A 20,793-nucleotide genomic window follows, 5' to 3' on the forward strand; every position below is an offset into this window, starting at 1 on the left:
GGTTTTCATCGTTTTTGCCTTGCCAGTATGCGAATCGTCCCGTGAATAACGACACCGAAAAAACTTGCCAGGACCAGGGCCCAGCCCGAGGCTTCCAGGGGGCCTCCGGTGTCGCGGCCCGGCATGTAGAAACCTCCCAGGTTGGCGGCGCTCATGCGGCCGCCTTCCCGGGTGTGGCATTCGGCACAGGCCACGGTGTCCTCTTTGGGGGCCACCATGTGGGTGATGGGGAAGACGTAGCTGGTCTCGGCAAAGGCCAGGTCACCGCTGAAAGGAAGGCCGGCGTGCTCCATGCCGCTGGCCACGGCACGGTTCCAGTCGTAGGTTTTCCAGTAGGCGTCGCTTCCCTTTTTCCCGAAGAGGTGGGGGATGACGAGGTTTTTCGCCTGGGCATCCATGGGCTGCCTGGCCCGGTGGACTTTGAAGGGGAAGATGCGGGCATTGGGGTCGTCTCGTTCACCAAGGGGCCTGTTCACGGCGATTTCTGCCGACGGGTCCACCGTGTCCCGGGCCGTGAGGGTCTCGATGCTGCCGTTGAACCAGAAGTACTCGGGTGTTACGTTTTTCTCCCAGCGCATGTCCCCCTTCTTGGTCATGTAGACAGGCTTGCCGTAGGGACCGTTTTCCACGTATGGCTTTCCCTCTTTTTTGACGCCGGCCTTTGACCAGTCCCACCACATCTTGGTGGGCTTTTCCCGTGCAAAGGTGGGGATGTGGCAGGTCTGGCAAGCCACCGTGTCGGTGTGGTCGTTGGGCTTGGAACCCTTCTGGTGGGGGGTTGCCGTGTGGCAGGACTCACAGGATATTTTATGGGCCAGGTCGTCTTCCACGAGGCTTGTGCGGGTCTCAAAGGCCGGGGTGCGGTAGGAGCGGCCTGCAATGTCATGGGCCACCGTGGTGTGGCAGCGCACGCAGTCGAAGTTTTTCCCCCTGGCATCCATGTGCACATCCAGGGCGTTGTCGGGCATGAAGAGGGAGGAGTCGAGGTCGCCGTGTTTAACCCCATCGCCACCGCCACCGAAGAAGTGGCAGGTCCCGCAGTTTTTTCGCGTGGGGCGTGCCACGCTCTGGGCCACGGTGTTCCACTCCGGCGGGGTGAAGGTCTTTTTCCCGAATTTTTTTGGCTTGTCCACGGGCAGTCCGGCCATGGTGGGGAACTTTTTGTAGGTGCCTGTCTGCTCATGGCAGACGAGGCAATCGATCTTCGTCTCGTCGGTGAAATCAAAGCTTTTATCTTTCCAGCCGTATCCCGCGTGGCAGGAGGTGCATCGGGGCTCGTTGCCGTGGATGCTGATGCAGAAGTTGTTCAAGGTGAGGCCTGCCTTGCCGATTTTCTCCTCCTCCGGGCTGTCGGGGTCCCGCCAGGTCCAGTGGATGGTCTGCATCACCTGGCTGCCTGCCTCGTTGTGGCAGGTGAGGCAGGCTTTGGTTACCTCGCTTCCCGAGGTGAAATTCTGCTTTAAGATGTCATGGTCGGCATGGTTCGTGGTGATCCAGGGTGTGGTGTCAGCCGTGGCCTGTCTTGCCATGGCGCGTCCCGGTGCTTCTTCCGCCCGTGCACTTTCAAGTCCGAAGCAGGCCAGGCACGCCATGACCAGGCCCAGTGTTCGCATCCTTTTTCCTCCCATAACGTCTCCCTTCGATGTGTAAAAAAACAGCTTTCGTCCCTTGTGCTCATCATCCTTAACGGTTAAGAGCAAAGGGCGTGCCAGAGATCGATATTGATAAGGCTCTGAAATGGTGAAACAATATTGCGGTGGCGTTTATGGTGTGTTAATAAGTTAACGTGTTGTGCTTAACGAATGTTAACTCCCATTAGCATCATCCGACGAGGTGACCCATGGAACAACTGATTTCTTATATTTTTGACACCCTTGCCGACGGTGTTCTCGTGGTGAACAGCAAAGGGCGGATCCTTGATGCCAACCGGGCCGCCGAGGAGCTGACGGGTTTTTCCCGCCAGGAGTTGAAAGGGGGGCCGTGTCACATATTAAACTGTTCGGGCTGCAAGCGGTTCGAAGAGGGAGGGGACCAGCCCCACTGCAGCCTCTTTGCCTCAGGGGGGGAGAAGGTGGTGCGCTGCACCATCAAATGCCGGAGCGGTGAGACCATTCCGGTGTTGAAGCGGGCCCGGGTGATGAACGACGAGGCCGGTGAAACCATGGGGGCCGTTGAGATCCTGACGGACATGCGAAAACTTGTGGCCCTGGAGAACCGGGTGGACGACTTGGCACGGGAGGTCGCAGGAAGCCGGGAGCATCATGGCATCGAAGGAGAATCGGCGGCGATCCGCCGGCTTCTGGCCTTTATCGACAGCGTGGTCACCTCCACGGCCCCGGTGCTGATCCAAGGGGAGAGCGGCACGGGCAAGGAGCTGGTTGCCCAGGCCATTCATGGGGGCAGCATGGGGGCAGGGGCGCCCTTTATCAAGGTGAACTGTGCAGCCTTAAACGAAAACCTTTTGGAGAGCGAGCTCTTCGGGCATGTGAAGGGTGCGTTTACAGGGGCCTCCCGGGATCGGGTGGGACGCTTTGAGGCGGCCCACGGCGGAACCCTTTTTTTAGATGAGATTGGGGATATGCCGGCTTCTATCCAGGTGAAGCTGCTGCGGGTTCTTGAGGAAAAGGTGATCGAAAAGGTGGGGGACCACACCCCGGTGCCGGTGGACGTCCGGATTATTACCGCCACCCACAGGGACCTGGCCACCCTTGTTGAAAGGGGTGATTTTCGCGAGGATCTCTATTTCCGCATCAACGTCATTCCGGTGATCTGCCCGCCGCTGCGTGAGCGTGACGGTGACGTGCTGATTCTGGCCAACCGGTTTCTTACGCGGTTTGCCCTGCGGGATGGAAAGCCCATGACCGGGATTTCTCCTGGGGCCGCAGCCGTGCTTGCGGTCTATCCCTGGCCGGGAAATATCCGGGAGCTGCGAAACGCCATGGAGTACGCCATGGTCCTCAGCCGTAACGGACGGGTGGAGGTGGAGCACCTGCCCGCCCATGTGGGGGCTGCACAGGAAGCCGTTTCTTTTCAGGGGGGGCGGCCAGGGGTGACGAGGGCCGATGTGGAGGCCGCCCTTTGCCGGGCAGGGGGCGTGAAAACCGAAGCCGCCAGGTTGCTGGGGGTGAGCAGGGTTACCTTGTGGAAATGGATGAAAAAAATGGGGCTCTGAATGAAAAGCCTGCAGGGATTCGGAACGCCTCTCTTTGCAGGGCTACCACCAGCCAGGAATGTAACTGTTCAGTTCAAAAAACAGCCTTCTATGGTTAAAGTCTGATGAATCACAGGGCCAAGAGGGCTCATGAAAAAACAAAAGCAATGCCTCCGGCGGCGAGGTGAGCCACCTCGAAAGCAGGTTGCGAATGCGCTTTCCCCTTCGTTCCTCAGGGAAAATCACATTCGCCTATGGTTCAGATTAGACTGAACCTGTTTATCAAACTTTTCAAAAGTTTGGCCCCCGGCAGGGCCGCCGGAGGCCTGTTTTATTCCAGCGTCCCTTTCATTTCATCTTCAATCTCCCTGTCCAGCTCCTCCATGCTCGCCTGCTCTTTGGGCTTGGTGAAGGCCTCTTCTGCAAAGGGGTTTCCATCTTTGCTCACCCAGCCGGTGCTGTCCCAGAGGTTGGCGCGTTCGTCCATGGCCCCCTGCCAGGTGTAGGTGCCCCACGGGGTCTTGAGGGCCTCTCCTTTTTTCCCCTCCATGCGTTCACCATCCTTGTACAGGAGCCCGTGGTAGCCCTGGCTTCGACTGCCTGGCTGGAGGATGTGGACCACCAGCTTCCAGCCGTCCTCTTCTTTGACCATCACCTTGGGTGAGGTGCGGCCGCAGGTGGGGCGCTTTTCCATTTGGGCAACGCAGGTTTTGTGCTTTACAGGGCAGGTCGCTGGGGTTGAGTCACCGGTGACGCGGGGGCATTTCATGGATGCCGTGCCCGTTTTTCCGGGACAGGTGGAGGGCGTGGCCCAGGCAGTGGGGACCATGGCAAGTACGGCAGCAAGGAGCAGGGGCATGCAGATGCGTTTCATGTCGTTTTGTCCTTTTTAGTCAGTGTGTTCAAAGGCGTTGGAGACGGTGCGCCCATGACAGGGGCTGGGATTTCTATCTTTGCGGATGATGGTGGAGAGGTCAAGGGGGAAAGGTTAAAGGGTTAATAGGGTAAAAGGCGAGTAACTATTCAGATCATAATAACGTAAGCGCCTCCGGCGGCCCTGCCGGGGGCTAAACTTTTAAAAAGTTTAACAAAATAGGTTTTTAAAAAAAGATTCAGTCCAGCCTTGGTGAAAGGCGGATGTGATTTTCCCCGAGGAACGAGGGGAAAAACGCATCCGTAACCTGCTTTCAAGGTGGCACACCTTGCCGCCGGAGGCACGCTTTTTTGAGCTGAATAGTTACAAAGGCGAAAGGCCAAAGGGCAAAGGGCGAGATGGGGGAGGGCAGCTTTTCCGGCTTGCGCAGGGCAAAGGGATCCGGCTAAAGTGATTTTTTAGGTTTCATATTCGTTAAGTCTCATGCAGCCTGTAAACCAAGCTGCTTAATAAGACAAAACAGCTCTTAAAGCCTGTTTGTCAGACTTTTAAAAGTCCGGCCCCCGGCAGGGCCGCCGGAGGCCGCTGCAGGCTGAGTCGTTACCTTTTTTGTTTGAAGTATTTTTTCTCATCAGGACGTACCCATGAGCCATTCAGATCCGGTCATCCGTCACGACGCCCTCTCCCATTGCCGAATGCTGTTTTCCGGTGACTTTCGCCTGCTGGTCATGGCGGCCAGGGCCGGGCAGGGCAAGACCACCCTGGCAAGGCAGTTCATGGCCTCGGCCCCCTTCTTTTGGCACGCCTGTTCCCCATCCCAGAGCGATTCTTCGGTCTTTATGGAGAGTCTGACCCACAGCCTGAAGCTGCCCTCCCTGCCCGAGGGTGGCTCACCGGATAATCGCTGGGAACAGTCCCTGGCGCGTCTTTTGAAAGCAGCCCCTGACCTGGGACCCGGGCTGCTGATCGTGGATGATTATCACCTTGTCATGGACACCCCGCCAAACCGCCACTGCCTTCAGCAGCTCCTTGCCCACAGCCCGCTGCGCCTGGTGATCCTTACCCGGGAGTACCCGGAGCACGCGGTCCTGGCCCCATTGGGGGACACCCTTTTTATCGACAACGACCTCTTGGCCCTGAGCCTGGATGAAACCGCCCAGGTGGTGCAGGCTGCCGATGGAGTCCCTGTTGCTGCCTCCACCATTCGGGATATCCATGCCCTCACCGAAGGGTGGCCCGGGGGCGTGCGGTTGCTTTTGGAGCACGGGCGACTAAACGGCAGCACCCTTAACCGTCAGCTGCCTGAGCTCTCCGGCAACCGGATCCTTCAGGCCATGGGTCTTTTGTGGGCCGATGCGTCTCCCAAAATGGCCCTTTTGGCGGATCTGGAGCGTATTCCCGGGTGTCTTCTGGGTGGGGGCACCCCATGGCGGGCCGAAGGAGAGCTGCTGGCATCCCTGGCCGACAGGGCGTGTTTTGTGCGTATCCAGAAAGACAGGGACGGGGAGTGGGTCATTTTGCATCACCTGTTGAGGGACGCCTTTGCGGCACGTAAGTCCAGCCTGACCCCTGAGTTTCGCCGTCACTGGGCCGAGGTACTGGGCACCGATTGCCTTGCACAGGGCCTTGTGGAGGAGGGCTTGCTCTGCCTGAGCCGGGAAGGGTGCCTCGACAGCCTGGGGGACGAGTTGAGCCGCCACGGGCTGGCACTGCTGGGCAGGGGGCGGTTCTCTCTGGTGGGCTCTCTGCTGGATGCCTTGCCATCCCGGACGGTGGAGAGCTTTCCCTGGTTGAGCCTCCATCGGGGCATAATCCTGCTTACCGCCGATCCGGTCTCGGCCAGGCCGTGGCTGGAACAGAGCCTTTCCGGCATGCGGGAAACACGGGACAAAGCCGGGGAGCTTCATGCCATCGGGCGCCTGGTGGAATATGAAGTGCTCCACGGCGGGGCTTACGGCAGGCTTGCACCGGATATTCGTCGGGGAAGTGCGCTTATTGCCGACATCCCCCTGGCTGTTCATCACCGGCGGCATATCCTCGCTGCCCTGACCCTGGGGGCGTGCTACGCCCTGGACGGGACGGCAGCCCATGGGCTTCTTTGTCAGCTGGAGCCGGAACTTACCGCAGAAGGTGCCGACCACCTGGACCTGTTCAGTCTCCTGGTTCCCTGTTTGCATGCTATCCTGCGAACCGATGTGCCCCGTGCCCTTGCCGAACTCGATGCCAGGGTGGTGCCGGAGCACATGGACGGGCTGAGCCCGTCGAGTCGTTTTGCCGTCCACTTTTGCCTTTTAAATATCCTGCGTATCCGTGGCCGGAGCGATGATTTTTCCCTTGCAGGGGCCCATGTGAGAACCCGCTTCGCGTCTTTTCTGACGTCGCCCTATCTGGTGAAGATGACCCGTACCTGGGAGGCCCTGGCGGCGTTGCGGAATGGTTGGGCAGGCGAGGCCCTGGGCATTTTCGAGGAGGTGCTCAAAACCACCGGGGGCCAAGACAACATCCACGCCGTGACCTTGAGCTGGAAGGCCCTGTGCCTGGCTCACCTGGGCCGGCATGACGAGGCCCGGGATCTTTCTGCAGAGGTCGGACCGGTGGGGGACCTCAATTGCGGGCATTACTACGCACGCCATTGCGCCGTGATCCTTGGGTGCAGCCGAAGCCTGGACCCGGCCGACGACGGTGCGGTGCCCCTCCTGACCCGCCACATTTCCTCCTATACCCTCTTTGACGATGCTTCCATTCAGGCCCTGGGCCTTGGGTACCTGGCCAGGCGACACCTGGCAGACGGCGCAGGCAGCACCGCCATGGGGTATGTCACGCACATGCTCGCCATCATGGAGACCGTGGATTGCCTCAATTTTGCGGGATTTGAGCCGCGCATCTTTGCGCCGTTGTTTTCGGCTTCCGTGGCAGATGGAGCCGAAAGCTCGCGGGCATGCATGGCCGCCCGGCGGATGCTCGGCGTGGACCTCCTCAGCCATGGACGTGCCGTGCCCGTGCTGGATATCCGCCCCGCACCGGGGGGACGGCTGGAGGTTTTTTGTCCGGTTACGGGAAAGAGAGCCACCGTTCGCGCGGCACAGCAGATTCAGCTGATGATCCTCCTGCTCCGGCAGCCCGGGGCATGCCTGGCAGCCGACAGGCTCGCTTCCCTTCTCTGGCCGGGCAAGGACCCGTTGGGCTTGCGGGGCCGCCTGGACAACCTGATGAAACGCCTGCGACAGGTGCTGGCCGAAGCCGCGGGGCCTGAGTCCCCTCGGCATTATCTGGGCATTGAGGCGGGCACGGCCGTGCTTCGCCATGTCCGGTGCGAGGCGGCCCGCCTGGATACCCTGCTGGCAGAGGGCCGCTTGCTGCTGGAAAAAAAACGCCCCTGGACCGCATCCATCCCCCTGACCCGCGCCTTTTCTCTCCTGAATGATCCCGCCCCTTTTTCCCCCGACCCGGAACAGGTCAGGCGCGCCGCCCTGGCCTGGTGTCCGGTTCTGGCCCGGACCCACGGCACGGATCGGGCCCTTGACGCCGCCCGCTGTGCCCTCTCCCTTCACCCCTTGTCTCCCTCCCTCAATCGCCTCGTCCATGACCTCTGCCTCGACGCAGATCAGCCCCAGCAGGCCCTGGAACAGGTGGATTGCCTTCGCCGCGGGCTTCGCCAGGCAGGCCACAGCATCGAAGAGCAGGACGCCGTCATGGAGAGCTTCTGGGGATAGATGTTCTGTCCCGACGGATTTTTCTCGTTTTAGGTGGGTTAGGTTAAAACGACAGGTTTCTGACAGGCCTGCGCTCACCTGGCGGTATACTTTTGCCGATCAGTGGTTTACTTCCTTCAGTCAACATCCGGAACGGACCGGATAAGCTGAATTAAGGAATCACCGAAAGGCTCTCCATGCACTCTCCGAGACATCGAATCGTATGTTTGTTTTTTTTACTCTGCATGCTGCTGACCTCCCCGCTGCATGCCCTGGATATTCCATCCCCTGAGCCTACGGGCGTTGCAGATCACACACCGGAACAAAACGGTGGCTTTTCCCAATCAAAAAAAACGTCCCCATGGTCCTGGGGGATCGGTGTGGACGTTTCCGGGTATAGGGCCGAATCCACCTCAACATACGGGGGCGAGGCCTACGATCTGAGCGTTCGCCACGGCATCAGCCCCATGGTGCAGGTGGCGTATCGCATGAACGGGAACTGGGATCTGGAAGGCGGCGTGCGGCACGACTGGATGCGCTGGAAGCTCTCCCCCTCCCTGGGGCCCGATGACGGCTCTGTGCGGGCGTTGACCCTGGCCCTGGGCGCGGCCCGGCACGGGGCAGAGCGCACGGTGCCCGTCCTAGGGGCCATCCGCCCCTTAAGCTCGGCAGCCCTGCTGTGGCGTTTCATCGACGCCGATCTGGACGGCCCTGCCATGGATTACCGATCCGGGCCCGGAGTGGAATTTGCCGCAGGCTTTACCCGGGACTATTGGGGGCTCCGCGCGGGTCTCTCCTACACCCACCACGACGTTTCCGATGTGATTGCCGGAGCAACGGCCGAAGACCTGGACCTGCTGGGGGCGTTCGTGCGTTTTACCCTTTTTCTCGGTCGTTAAGGTGGGAAACCTGCGGGGGCCGGGTTGGGGGCTTTCAGTTGCGTCGATGCACCTGACCGCGCCCAACCCGGTTTTGCCTTTCCCGGGCTCCCTCACCCCATGGATGGTTTTGTGATGAAAGACCCTGACATCAGCCGGCGTACCCTTCTCAAGGGCATGGCCGTGGCCTCCCTTGTGATGGCAGGCTTCGGAATGAGCCGTATTTTTCGGCCCGGCCGCGCCTCGGCCAGGGCCGGGGTGCCCCTTGGGGTTGCCCATGAGTGGGGAACCCTCAAAGAGGCCCTTGTGGGATCGCCGCATGTGAAGATCCCCGAGACCCTGCCCCCGGAGATGCGCCGGTGGTTTCCCCGAAAATGGCAGGCGTTTTTCAACGCCCATGCCGGGAAATCCCTGGTGGAGGCCGATCCCGCGCTTTACCAACGGATGGACTGCCAGATGAGTTCGGTGATTGAGGTGCTGAGGGACCGGGGGGTGACGGTTTACAGGACCCCGGCGATGACCCCGGCAGAGCTGGGGTATCTGGACTCCGCGTTCCCCGCCTGCGGGGCCCAGCTTTATCCCCGGGACCCGCTTCTTGTGGTGGGGGACAAGGCCATTGAGACGGAGCTCTTTTTTCCCTTTCGGCGGCGGGAGCGGTTCGGGATCCGGCGTGCCCTGGACCGGCGCGTTGAGCGTGGCGGAAATTCGGTGATCTCCATGCCGCCACTGGTCCCCTCCCGTGGGGTCGCCCCGGGAGGACACGGAGCGATCCTCGAAGGAGGGGACGTCCTTGTTCTGGGGCGGGACCTCCTGGTGGGGCTTTCCGGCAATGCCAGTAATCCTGAGGGCGTTCGCTGGCTGGCCGGGTGCCTGGGACCGGGCTACCGCGTCCATGGGGTGAGGCTTAATTCCGGGTTTCTCCATCTGGACTGCTGCCTCTCCACCCCGAGGCCGGGTCTTGCCGTGGTCTGCAGAGACGCCTTTCCCGACGGCCTGCCCCAATGCCTGGATGGGTGGAAGACCATCGACGTGTCTGCGGCCGAGGCGTTGGAGGGCTTTGCCTGCAACGGCCTGATCCTGGATGAGAAGGCCATGGTCCTTGCCGACGAGGTGCCGCGCGTTGCCGACAGGCTGCGTGCGGCAGGCCAGGAGGTGATGGAGGTTCCCTTTGATGCCGTGACCTTTTTCGGTGGCTCCCTCAGGTGCTGGCACCAGGCCCTGGTGCGGGAAAGCACCCTGTGAGGAGTGAGGAGACGCTTTTATGGGATGGGTGAAACGGAGCGGGCCTGCGCTTCTTTCCGGGGCGCTTTTGGGAATCGCCACAACCTTCATGTTCTCCTGGCTGGCCTGGGTGAGCCTGGTTCCCTACCTTCTGGTGGCTGAAAACACAAAAAGGCCTGTGGCCCAGGCAGGCTGGGCTGGCCTGGCCTACGGCCTGGTGATGGAGTCCTGGGTGGCAGGGGCCGTGGCCCGGTACACGGACAACCAGTGGGGCGTGGCCCTTTTCTGCCACGGTGTGGCCGTGGCGATCATGGCCGTAAACGTGGCCGTCCTTCTTCTGCCCTTTGCATGGATGCGCAAGCGATCCGTTGCCGTGCAGCTTCTCGTCTGGCCCCTGGCCGCGACCCTTGCCGAGATGGGGATGTATCATCTTCTGGAGGGCTTCCCCTGGTTCCAGTACACCGTAGGGTTTTCTCAGGCTGCCAACCTGTACGTCAGTCAGCTGGCGGCTTTGGGAGACCTGTTTTTGCTCACATTTACGGTGCTGGTGCTTAATCTGCTGTGTGCCGAAGGGGTCAAGAGGCGCTCCGGGGTCTGGTTTGTATTTTTACTGCTGCTCCTTGCCTGCCTGCACGGGGGCGGGGCCCTTGAGGTTTACCGGGTGGAAGGCCTCCGTACGGGCGGTTTCCGGGTGGCCCTTGCCAACGACAACTCCACCGCCGGGCTACGCTGGACCCGGGAGCGGGTCGATGAGTACGCGGATCGCCTTCTGGGCCTTGCCGCCTCCATCCAAGGCAAGAGGCAGGCTCTCACCATCTGGAACGAGGGGGTTGTGCCCTGGGCCTACAGGCCCGGTGATGATTTGACCCGCGCTATCCTGGCTGCCGCGCGGACGTCTTCCGACGCATTGCATCTTATCGGGATGACCAGCGCCGTTGGAGGCCACACCTACAACTCGGCGTATCTGTTCACCGGAGAGGGCAAGTTGGCGGGGCGCTACGACAAACAGAACCTTCTGAAGGGCATTGAAATATCGTCCATCGGGCTGAAACTGCCTTTTTTCGAGGCCTCCCCCTTTGAGGAACCCGCAGGGGCTCACCGGGGTCTTCTCCTGGCCGGCGGAGCCCGCATCGGGGTGCTCATCTGCAACGAAAGCAGCACCAACCGGGTGGCAGCCTCCTTTGCAGACGCCCCCTACGATTGCCTGGTGGTCCTGGCCAACAACAACTGGTTCACGGGAACGCCCCTGATCCGGCATCACTTTTATTTCAATCGGATAAGGGCCATCCAGAATAGAAAAGACCTGGTGGTCAACAACAATCTCGGGATGTCCGGCCATATTTCGGCATCGGGGGTGATTGTATCCGGGCGCAAAGCCGGTACCCCTTATGTTGTTTATTGCGACGTGAAACAGGTTGGGGCCCGGCCAGATGGTTTTTCGTGTCCCCAACGTACTGAAGAGGAAAAGGCCCTATGAAACGTATGAGATACCTGATTCTTTTTGTGCTTTCTTTTTTTCTGATTGCCGCGGAGGTTCAGGCCCGTATCGCGCCAACCACAAGTTGGCGATGGCGCCATGACGACGGCACCGAGGAAACCGCCACCTGGGCCACCGACGAAGAGCGACAGTCAGCAGAGCTTGTGGGGCCGGAGGAGGTCATTCGCCTGAGGGCTCAGCATGCAGAGGCCTTTGACTGCGGAGCATTAAAGATCAAGGCGGCAGGCGGCGAGTCGTTTGTGGCCTACTCGGATTTTTTTGCCTTTGCGGATTCTTCCTTTTTGTTGGCGGGAGGGGCCGTCCGGCAACGGTTGAGTATTCCCTACAAACCCGATGGATCGTCCCCTGGGCTTTCGTATCATGCCGGAGGGAGTATCGTGGAATCTCCCCGCCTGCTCCCAGTGGCTCCTGCGGGAACCTATCAGGAGGTGGAACTCTGCCTGAAGGTCCGGGAAGGGGGCGGCATACCGCAGGGCCTCTACACCTTTGAGCTGCCCGATGGAAAACACACGGAGGTCCCCCTTGTCTACACACACGCCCGGGCAGCAACTGTCTCCACCCTGTCTCCCACCGGGATCGCGGCCACTTCGGCTACGGGGCGGGGCGACATCACGGACCTGGGGGTGCGGCATCCCGTGAGGCACGGGCTCTGCTGGTCCACCACCGAAGACCCGGACATCACCTGCCCGAAAACCGCCGGAGGGGAGGTGACGGAGACAGGGGCCTTTGCCCATCCCATGACGGGCCTTGCTCCGGGGACCACCTATTATGTTCGGGCCTTTGCAACCAACAGCGCGGGGCCTGCCTACGGCGAGCAGGTCCGTTTCACCACCCTGTCGGTGCCCGACCTGGAAGAGCCACGGGTGGTGTCGTGTAACATTTCTGAGAACGCCTGGGATATTGCCCTTAACATCACCCCCGGGGTGATCTTCAGCGAGTCCATGGACCCGAACAGCCTGACGGTTGCCTCCCTTGGCCTCACGGCTGGAGGCGCCAAGGTGCCTTTTCGTCATGTTTATGTGGAGGCCACGCGCAGCCTGGTTGTGCTGCCCGAAGCGCCCCTGCCCGCAGACACGCAGGTTACCCTTACCGTCACCACCGCCGCCTGCGATCGGACGGGAAACAGTCTTTATGAATCATTTTTGTGCCATTTCACCACCGCCAATCCCGGGCCGGATCAGGACAGCGACGGGGTGCCCGACAGCCTGGAAAAATTTCCCGGGGACAGCAGCCGGGCCACGGTGGCGACAGTCACCAACACGGGCCACTTTACCCTGGATGCCTCGGCCCTTGAAGGCGGCGCGGAGCTTGCCGACGTGCGGACCCTGTCGGAATACGATCCGTCACTGGGGACACCTGGGAAACCCCGGGACGCAGAGTTTCCAGACGGAATTCTTGCCTATAAAGTGACGCATGTGGAAAAGGGGGGGAGCGTGGAGGTGCCCGTGGGGATCCCTTCGGGGCTTTCAAAAGGTGTTCGGGTGTACAAGGTGACGGGGACCGGATACGTCGAGGTGACGGACCGATGCCGCATGGAAGGCGACACCCTCTACGTGACCCTCACCGACGGGGGGGCGGGCGATGCGGACGGGCGTGCCGACGGAATCATCGATGATCCCCTGGCTGTTGCCGTTCCCATATCGAGTCCATCTGTCGATACGGATTCCATGGGTGGCACCGATGAGGGCGGACCGTGCTTTGTGCGAAGCGCGGCATGGCGGTAGGGAAGGGATAAAAAAACATAAAAGCGATGCCTCCGGCGGCGAGGTGAGCCACCTCGAAAGCTTGTTACCGCTGTGGTTTAACCCTCGTTCCTCGAGTTAAACCACAGCGGTATTCAAGGGTGAGGCGTGTCTTTCCCACCTGTTTGTCAAACCGTAACTGTTCAGCTTGCCTCCGGCGGGGCGCTTTTTTCATGTCACACGTCACGTGAATGCCCCGGGAGAGCCTGGACAATGACGGCTTCCTTTAATGGCGTTTGAATACCCCACACGGTTGATCACGGGCGTAGCCCGTCAGCAAATGCTCCGTCCCTGAGGAACGAAGGGACGGAGCATTTGCGAACCTGGGGTGCAGGGGATTTATCCCCTGCCCGCCGGAGGCACGCTTTCTTCGTTAGTCGTGATCCGGAAACCAGGTCTTGTACTCTTCCCGCATTTTGTATTTCTGCACCTTGCCGCTGGCCGTCATGGGGTATTCGGTGACGATGGCCACGTGTTTGGGGATTTTAAAGCGGCTGATCTTGCCCCGGCAGAAGTCCCGAACATCCTCGGGGAGGACATCGGCTCCCTGTTTGAGGATCACGAAGGCGGCCACCTCTTCGCCGTATTTGCGGCTGGGGATGCCCACCACCTGGACGTCCTGGATGCCCTCCATGGTGTAGAGGAACTCTTCGATCTCCCGGGGGTAGATGTTCTCCCCGCCCCGGATGATCATGTCCTTGTGGCGTCCGGTGATGGTGATGTAGCCGTCTTCGTCCATGGTCGCCAGGTCCCCGGAGTGGAGCCAGCCGTCGTTGTCGATGGCTTTTTCCGTGGCCTCGGGCATGTTGTAGTAGCCCTTCATCACGTTGTATCCCCTGCAGCAAAGCTCGCCCTGGGTTCCCGGGGGGACCTCGTCTCCGGTCTCCGGGTCGATGAGCTTGACTTCGATCTCCGGCATGGCTTTTCCCACGGTCTCCACCCTTTTTTCAATGCTGTCTTCGATGCGGGTCTGGGTGATGACCGGCGAGGCTTCGGTGAGGCCGTAGCAGATGGTGATTTCGCTCATGTACATCTTTCGGATCACCTGTTTCATCACGTTGATGGGGCAGGAGGAGCCGGCCATGATGCCCGTGCGCAGGGAGGAGAAGTCGAACTTGGCAAAGAGCTTGTGGTCCAAAATGGCAATGAACATGGTGGGCACGCCGTAAAGGGCCGTGCAGCGTTCCTCTTCCACGGAGGCCATGACCTGCACCGGATCGAAGCTCTCTAAGACCACGAGGGTGGACGCGTGGGAGACGGCGGCAAGGACCCCTAAGACGCAGCCGAAGCAGTGAAAGAGGGGCACGGGCAGGCAGAGGCGGTCTTCATGGGAAAAATTTTGGTTTTCGCCGATCCAGAAGCCGTTGTTGCCGATGCTGTGGTGGGTGAGCATCACGCCCTTGGGAAACCCGGTGGTCCCGGAGGTGTACTGCATGTTCACCACGTCGTGGCAGGAGAGGGTGGCCTGGCGCTCCCGGTACGCCTCGTCGGAGACCATGTGGGCCATGGCCTCGATCTCGGGGATGGAGTACATGCCCCGGTGTTTTTCATGGCCCAGGAAAAACACCCGCTTGAGGTGGGGGAATTTGTCGGCTTTCAGGTAGCCCCGCTGGCAGGTTTTCAGCTCGGGGATGAGGTCGCAGGCGATGTTGATGTAGTCGGCGTCCTGATACCCGTTGATGACCAGAAGGTTTTCCGATTCCGACTGCTGCAGGAGGTACTCCAGCTCGGCGGTGCGGTAGTTGGTGTTGACGGTGAGGAGGATGGCCCCGATTTTGGCTGTGGCGAACTGAAGAGCCACCCAGTAGGGGATGTTGGTGGCCCAGACCGCCACCTTTTCTCCTTTTTTGACCCCCAGGGCCATGAGGCCTTTGGCCACCCGGTCCACGGTCTCGCCGAACTCGCGATAGGTGAGCCGAAAATCCCGGTCCACGTAGATGATGGCCTCGTTGTCCGGGTGCTCGGCAACGGCTTTGTCGAGGATCTGACCCAGGGTCAGGTCCCGAAGATTGGTGCTGGTCATGGTCTGCTGCTCCGTATTGCGGTGGCCCTGCCGAGGGCCGGGTTCGTAACCGCGAGGTCTGAAAAGGGGCCGTTTAAGGATGCGGCCCGTGACTTCGATGGCCGTCTGGCCCTTTTTTCACGCCTCGTCGTGCTGCGTCGTTTCCGGCCGTTAGTCCGGGATGTACAGGACCGCGTAGATGCACGCAGGGGTTTGTGAGGCACAGCTGACGTAGTGGGGAACCACAGAGTTGTAGTAGATGCTGTCCCCGGCTTTGAGCAGGTGGGTCTCCGTGCCGTAGAGGACTTCCACCTCTCCTTCGGTGACCACGATGAACTCTTCCCCTTCATGGGTGGAGAGTTTTTTCTCCTGGGCCGATTCGGGAAGGATTTCGATGAAGAAGGGCTCCATGTGGCGGTCGGTTTTTCCCCGTCCCAGGGAGAAAAACTTCAGGGCCACGGGTTTGTCCTTGTCCGGGAGCATGTCGATCTCTTTTTTCTGTTCGCCTTTGCGCACGATGAGGGGGTCTTCGCTCACCTGATCGTCGAGGAGGGTGCCCAGGCGGACCCCCAATGCCCGTGAAATCTTAAGGAGGGGACCAAGGGAGGGGAAATACTCTTTCTCATGCCCGATCTGTCCCAGGAACTCCCGGTGAAGCCCGGTGCGCTCCACAAGGTCATCTAAGCTGATGCCCCTTTGTTTCATCAGGCCGGCGATACGGCTGCCGATCTTCTCGATTTTCATGCAACGACTCCTTCATGTTGTGTTGGTGGATGGCTTGCCATCAAGTAAAACAACGGGGTGCCGGAGCCCGCAGGGAATCGGCACATGTGGTGCCTCTCCTGTCGGGCAATTGACCGCCGGTCACCCTGGCGGGGGTTGAAAAGTATCGTGTGTCTGTCTCGTCGTGATCGGATGGGATGTCCACCGGTCGGGTGGGTGAAGAGGAAACAGCTTGAGAATGATCCCTTTCATGTTACAGGATCTCTTACCGAATTCATGCCTTGCTTGTAAATGGATTTTTCGTAGGAAAAGGTGTTTTTTAAGGTTTCCCGGTGCGGAATGGGGGAGGTATTTTTCGGATCAGCGACCTGGCGTCGTTCCTGAGTGGATCCATTGAGGCCACATTGACAGAAAACAATGCCGCCACGTATACTTGGCGGTAACGTTTGGTTTGATTTTTGGTGAGGTTGCGCCTTTTGGGCTCGGTGACGGTGAACAACCGCCATAAAACCGGAAAAAAAAGGAGGGACGCATGGCACAGGATGACGCCCGGAGAAAAACCGGGGTATCGGGGCAACGGTCCGGACAGGACCGAAGGCAGCGGGACGGGGGCTCGTCCCATGGGGCGGAGAGAAGGGGGCGACAGGACAGAAGAGAGCGCTGGAGCCCCTTTAACGAGTGGAGCAGTCCTTTGAAACGGAGCAGCCATGCCACAGGGGAGGCCCGGGGAAGCTCATAGCCGTACCGGGGATGTGCCGTCTATTTTGCCCAGAGGATGCGATGGTTCGCCGTGTCGATGGTGTGGGGAAAGTTCTTGAGAAAATCCATGCCCAGAAGGCCTTCGTGCTGGGTGTGGCCGCCGTAATAGGGAATCACCGTGATGGTGGGGTTGTCCAGGCGTTTGGGTCCCAAGGAGATAAAATCCGCTGTGGTGATGCCTGTCTGGATGGTGTGGCCTCCGGCAACGGAAGCCTGGCCCGTGGCCATGTTTCTCAGTCCGACGCGCCGCGCCAGGGCTTCGTGGATCACCGTGGTGCTGGCCCCGGTGTCCAGGAGCAGGATGGCAGAGACCGACCTGCTGTTGTTTCCTATGGTCACCCGAACAAGGATCTTGTTATCGGCAAAGGTAAAACGGGTGGAGGCGACCCTGGATGCGGCTTCGGGCAGGGGGTTGGCCTTTCTCTCCAGCTCTTCTTTTGTCATCTCCTCTTCTTTGAGCTCAACCCGGCTTTCTTCGGGGCGCTCGTCAAACTGATCGTAGAAGACCTTTGATTTATCCGCTTCCTCCTGGGGCACCTCGCTCAGGTCGTCGGTGAAACAGATGACCCCGTCCTCGTTGCGGTACTGATAAAATTCAGCGTATCCGGTTTGGCAGGAAAGGAGCCAGGCCATGGCAAGAATCCCGAATATGTGGTTTCTGAGCTGCATAATTGTGTGCTCTCCGCAGGGGATTTATGTTTGTTCTTTTCCGCGATGTGCGCCGCAAGGGGTAAAGCGTTGCGGCAACGAGCTTTCAAGGTGGCTCACCTTGCCGCCGGAGGCATCGTTTTTGTCAGTTTGATTTTGGCGTCGGCCCTTATCGCATGGCCTCGGGCAGCACCAGGGCAATATCTGGAAAGAGTACCACAAGAAGGGCTGCCAGAGCCAGGGCCGCGAGGAGGGGGAGCACCCCTTTGAAGATCACGGCAAGGGGGATATCGGGGACCACGCTGCGCACCACGTAGACGTTGATGCCCACAGGGGGGGTGATGACCCCGATCTGGGTGACCAGGACGATGACCACACCGAACCACATGGGGTGAAAGCCCAGCTGAGTGACCACCGGATAGAAGATGGGCACGGTGAGCATGATCAGGGCCAGGGCGTCAATGAAACAGCCCCCCACCAGGTAGACAAGGATAATGAGGGCGATGACCGCGTAGGGCGGCAGGTCCATCTCCACCACGGCGGTGGCGATCTCAAAGGGAATGCGCGTCACGGCCAGGAAGTGCCCGAAAATGGTGGCCCCGGCCACGATAACCAGGATCATGCAGGAGATGCGGGTGGTCTCGGACAGGGCCGCCACAAGGCCCGCCGTGTCGATGGTGCCCCGGGCAAGGGCAATGGCAAGGGTGCCGAAGGCCCCGATACCGCCAGCTTCCGTCGGGGTGAAGAGACCGAAGAAGAGCCCGCCCATGACCAGGGCAAAAAGGAGCAGGGTCTCCACCAGGCCGCTCAAGGAGGCGATGCGTTCCTTTGCGGAGCTCTTCGGGCCCCGCGGGGCCACCGCGGGGTCGACAAGGGCCCAGATGGCAATGGATGCCGCAAAGAGCACGGTGAGAAGGATGCCCGGCAGGATCCCCGCCATGAACAGCCCCCCGATGGACTGCTCGGTCATGATGCCGTAGAGGATGAAGATGACGCTCGGGGGCACGAGGATCCCCAGGCTCCCCCCTGCCGCAACCACCCCGGAAGCGATGGAATCTTTGTATCCGTAGCGTTTCATCTCGGGGATGGTCACCGAGGCCATGGTGGCGCAGGTGGCGTTGGTGGATCCGCAGATGGCGGAAAAACCGGCACAGGCTCCGATGGTGGCGATGGCCATGCCCCCGGGCAGGTGGCCCATGAACCGGTAGGCTGCGGTGAAGAGCCGGGTGCTGATGCCTGCATGGAAGGCGATCTGGCCCATGAAGATGAACAGGGGAATCACGGTGAGGTTGTACGACCCGAAGATATCGACGATGTCCCGTACCGCCAGGTTCAGGGCCGCATCAAAGGAGACCAGGGCTCCGAACCCCAGGATGCCGGTGAGGGCCATGACAAAGCCCACGGGCATCCCCGTGAAGAGAAGGACAAAGAGAAAGAGAAAGCCGGCGGCACCGGCGGCCGTTGGAGAAATCATAAAGAAACAGAACCTCAATATCTCGGTTGAAAATACCTGAAAGCCTCCGGCGGCCCTGCCGGGGGCCAAACTTTTGAAAAGTTTGATAAACAGGTTTTGAAAAAAAGCAATGCCACCTTGAGAGCTTATGTCCGCAACGAATCGCAATGGCAACCTGCTTTCGAGGTGGCACACCTCGCCGCCGGAGGCAGTGCGGTTAAAGATGCCTCCGGCGGCCCTGCCGGGGGCTAAACGTTTAAAAAGTTTAACAAACAGGTTTTAAAAACAGATTCAGCTCAATCTGACTCAAAGGCGAATGTGATTTTCCCTGAGGAACGAAGGGGAAAGCGCATTCGCAACCTGCTTTCAAGGTGGCACACCTTGCCGCCGGAGGCATCTTTTTGGTTTTTACTCTGAGCCCTCTTGCCCCTGTGGTTCATCCGATTTTAACCATAGAATGCACGTTTTTGCTTTGCGTTACCTCAGCCGTGTGACCAGTACGGCCACGAAGAGCCCCATGCCGGCGGTGATGCCTGTCACCACGGGCCAGACCGGGATTTTGAGGGTCATGGAGACCTCGGCGGCTTCTTTGAGTTCCAGGGCATGGCGGCCCATGCGCAGGGTGAGCAGGCCGAAGAGGATGATCAGCACGAGGGTGACGGTGCGGTTCAGCCATTTTCTGGGGGCCGGGGGGAGTTTGTCTGCCAGGAACTCCACGGCGATGTGGCCCCCTTTGAGGGTGGTGTCGGCCAGGGCAAAGGCCACCATGAGGGCACCCAGGAAACCCACGGTTTCGTAGGCACCGGCAATGGGATACCTGAAAAAACGCAGGGCGACGTCCAGGCAGGTTGCCCCCATCATGCCGAGGAGGCAGGCGGCGGCGAGCCAGGAGGAAAAGGTCGCCCCCTTTGTCAGGGCGGTGGTGAGGTGGCCTGCCCGGATCATGAGCCGCTCGCCAGTGTCTGCCCGGCCATGAGGCGTTTCAGGGTTTCCACCAGGGCGGCTCCGTCCATGCCCTTTTTGGAGGCCCGGGAGATGTAATCCGTTACCACGGGCCGGACCGCTTCTTTCCAGGCTGCGTTCTCATCGGCTGACAGGGGGACGGTGCGGTTGCCCCGCTCGAGGCTGGCATCCATGCCCAGGGTGTCCGAATCGTCCCACGCCTTGCCGTGGACATCCACCCAGCGGGTGCTTGTCTCCTCCATGACGGCCTTCAGGTCGTCGGGCAGGGCGTTCCATTTTCTTTTGTTCATTACCACGTACATGGTGGTGGTGTATCCCACGGCTCCGCAGAGGGTGGTGGAGGAGACCACCTCGGCCTGACGCCATCCCTTGAGGACTTCCACAGGCCCGAAGGTTCCTTCCACAACGCCTTTCTGGAGGGCTTCGTAGGTGCTGCCCTGGGGCATGGCCACGGGCACGGCGCCCAGGGCCTCCACCACCTTGGCGGAGAGCCCGGTGGAGCGGATCTTCATGCCCTTGAGGTCGGCCAGGGAGGCCACCGGTTTTTTGGTGTGGAGCAGGCCCGGCCCATGGGCGTGGAGGTAAAGCACTTTGACTTTTTCCAGCTCTTTGGGGGCGGTGGCCCGGTGGTATGCGTTGACCACGCGGGAGGCGGTGAGGCCGTCGGGGTAGCCCATGGGCAGGTCGCAGGCCTCCATGACGGGGAATCGGCCCCTGTTGTAGGCAAATACCGACATGCCGATGTCGGAGATGCCCCCGGTGACGCCGTCGTAGCAGTTTTTGGCATTGGTGAGGGTGCCGCCGGGAAAGACGGTAATCTTGATGCGGCCGTCGCTTTGCGTTTCCACCTCATTGGCCCAGGCTTGGGCTGCTTTGGCCTGGGCGTGGGACGCGGGGAAGAACACGCTGTAGGTAAACCGCCAGGTTTTGGCGGTGGCCGGGGTGGTAAAAAGGGCCAGGATGACGGCGCCGGCGAAAAGGACACAGGAACGGCGAAGGGCATGTCGCTTCATGGTGCACTCCTCAAAATCATGGTGGGATTTCAGGTTGATGGCCGGTGCACCGGATCGACCTGAAAACGAAGGTGTATCCCCTTAGGGACGGGATAAAATAAAACATACAAAAGCGATGCCTCCGGCGGCAAGGTGAGCCACCTTGAAAGCTGCTTACCGCTGCGCTTTACCCCTCG

At 60.3% G+C, this 20,793-nt stretch carries 15 protein-coding genes; 7 read left to right on the top strand and 8 right to left on the bottom strand.

Annotated elements, in window-relative coordinates:
• Nucleotides 1-5 precede the first annotated feature (5 nt).
• Nucleotides 6-1,592: a tetrathionate reductase family octaheme c-type cytochrome gene (locus BLQ12_RS03915; RefSeq protein WP_319016600.1), complete on the bottom strand. Its 1,587-nt coding sequence runs from the start codon at nt 1,590-1,592 to the stop codon at nt 6-8.
• 248 nt (nt 1,593-1,840) lie between these two features.
• On the opposite strand from BLQ12_RS03915, the gene BLQ12_RS03920 reads away from it, so the two are divergent.
• Nucleotides 1,841-3,172 carry a sigma-54 interaction domain-containing protein gene (locus BLQ12_RS03920; protein ID WP_092208477.1) on the top strand — a complete coding sequence of 444 codons (1,332 nt, stop codon included), beginning with the start codon at nt 1,841-1,843 and terminating at the stop codon, nt 3,170-3,172.
• A gap of 310 nt (nt 3,173-3,482) precedes the next feature.
• On the opposite strand, the gene BLQ12_RS03925 is transcribed toward BLQ12_RS03920, so the two are convergent.
• On the bottom strand, nt 3,483-4,025 hold the full coding sequence (locus BLQ12_RS03925; protein WP_092208479.1) for a hypothetical protein: 543 nt from the start codon (nt 4,023-4,025) through the stop codon (nt 3,483-3,485).
• 644 nt (nt 4,026-4,669) lie between these two features.
• Here BLQ12_RS03925 and BLQ12_RS03930 point away from each other — a divergent pair.
• The 5 genes from BLQ12_RS03930 (at nt 4,670) to BLQ12_RS03950 (ending at nt 13,038) form a co-directional block, all read left to right on the top strand.
• A complete protein-coding gene (locus BLQ12_RS03930; protein WP_092208481.1) occupies nt 4,670-7,738 on the top strand; it encodes an AfsR/SARP family transcriptional regulator in 3,069 nt (1,022 codons plus the stop codon).
• 359 nt (nt 7,739-8,097) lie between these two features.
• Nucleotides 8,098-8,616 (top strand): hypothetical protein, encoded by a 519-nt coding sequence (locus tag BLQ12_RS03935; RefSeq protein WP_092208483.1) that lies wholly within the window; start codon nt 8,098-8,100, stop codon nt 8,614-8,616.
• Between the two features lie 114 nt (nt 8,617-8,730).
• On the top strand, nt 8,731-9,837 hold the full coding sequence (locus tag BLQ12_RS03940; RefSeq protein WP_217640235.1) for a dimethylarginine dimethylaminohydrolase family protein: 1,107 nt from the start codon (nt 8,731-8,733) through the stop codon (nt 9,835-9,837).
• A 19-nt stretch (nt 9,838-9,856) separates the two neighbouring features.
• Nucleotides 9,857-11,293: an apolipoprotein N-acyltransferase gene (lnt, locus tag BLQ12_RS03945; protein ID WP_092208485.1), complete on the top strand. Its 1,437-nt coding sequence runs from the start codon at nt 9,857-9,859 to the stop codon at nt 11,291-11,293.
• Nucleotides 11,290-13,038, top strand: coding sequence for an Ig-like domain-containing domain (locus BLQ12_RS03950; protein WP_092208487.1), 1,749 nt, complete (start codon nt 11,290-11,292; stop codon nt 13,036-13,038). The genes lnt and BLQ12_RS03950 overlap by 4 nt, the downstream gene beginning before the upstream one ends.
• Nucleotides 13,039-13,429: 391 nt before the next feature.
• On the opposite strand, the gene BLQ12_RS03955 is transcribed toward BLQ12_RS03950, so the two are convergent.
• The gene (locus BLQ12_RS03955; RefSeq protein ID WP_092208489.1) at nt 13,430-15,079 is read right to left on the bottom strand and encodes an AMP-binding protein; all 1,650 of its coding nucleotides are present in this window, start codon (nt 15,077-15,079) and stop codon (nt 13,430-13,432) included.
• 150 nt (nt 15,080-15,229) lie between these two features.
• Nucleotides 15,230-15,802 carry a helix-turn-helix domain-containing protein gene (locus BLQ12_RS03960; RefSeq protein ID WP_092208491.1) on the bottom strand — a complete coding sequence of 191 codons (573 nt, stop codon included), beginning with the start codon at nt 15,800-15,802 and terminating at the stop codon, nt 15,230-15,232.
• A 511-nt stretch (nt 15,803-16,313) separates the two neighbouring features.
• On the opposite strand from BLQ12_RS03960, the gene BLQ12_RS26845 reads away from it, so the two are divergent.
• Complete coding sequence (locus BLQ12_RS26845; protein ID WP_139163822.1) at nt 16,314-16,520, top strand: hypothetical protein; 207 nt, start codon at nt 16,314-16,316, stop codon at nt 16,518-16,520.
• Between the two features lie 20 nt (nt 16,521-16,540).
• On the opposite strand, the gene BLQ12_RS03965 is transcribed toward BLQ12_RS26845, so the two are convergent.
• The 4 genes from BLQ12_RS03965 to BLQ12_RS03980 form a co-directional block, all read right to left on the bottom strand.
• Entirely contained in the window at nt 16,541-17,209 is a 669-nt protein-coding gene (locus tag BLQ12_RS03965) for a retropepsin-like aspartic protease (RefSeq protein WP_092208493.1), read from the bottom strand.
• 148 nt (nt 17,210-17,357) lie between these two features.
• A complete protein-coding gene (locus BLQ12_RS03970; protein WP_217640243.1) occupies nt 17,358-18,659 on the bottom strand; it encodes a TRAP transporter large permease in 1,302 nt (433 codons plus the stop codon).
• Between the two features lie 459 nt (nt 18,660-19,118).
• Entirely contained in the window at nt 19,119-19,586 is a 468-nt protein-coding gene (locus tag BLQ12_RS03975) for a TRAP transporter small permease (protein WP_092208495.1), read from the bottom strand.
• Complete coding sequence (locus tag BLQ12_RS03980; RefSeq protein WP_092208497.1) at nt 19,583-20,617, bottom strand: TRAP transporter substrate-binding protein; 1,035 nt, start codon at nt 20,615-20,617, stop codon at nt 19,583-19,585. Before BLQ12_RS03980 ends, BLQ12_RS03975 begins: the two co-directional genes overlap by 4 nt.
• Nucleotides 20,618-20,793 lie beyond the last annotated feature (176 nt).

This window comes from Desulfoluna spongiiphila (assembly GCF_900101345.1).
Lineage (GTDB): Bacteria > Desulfobacterota > Desulfobacteria > Desulfobacterales > Desulfolunaceae > Desulfoluna > Desulfoluna spongiiphila.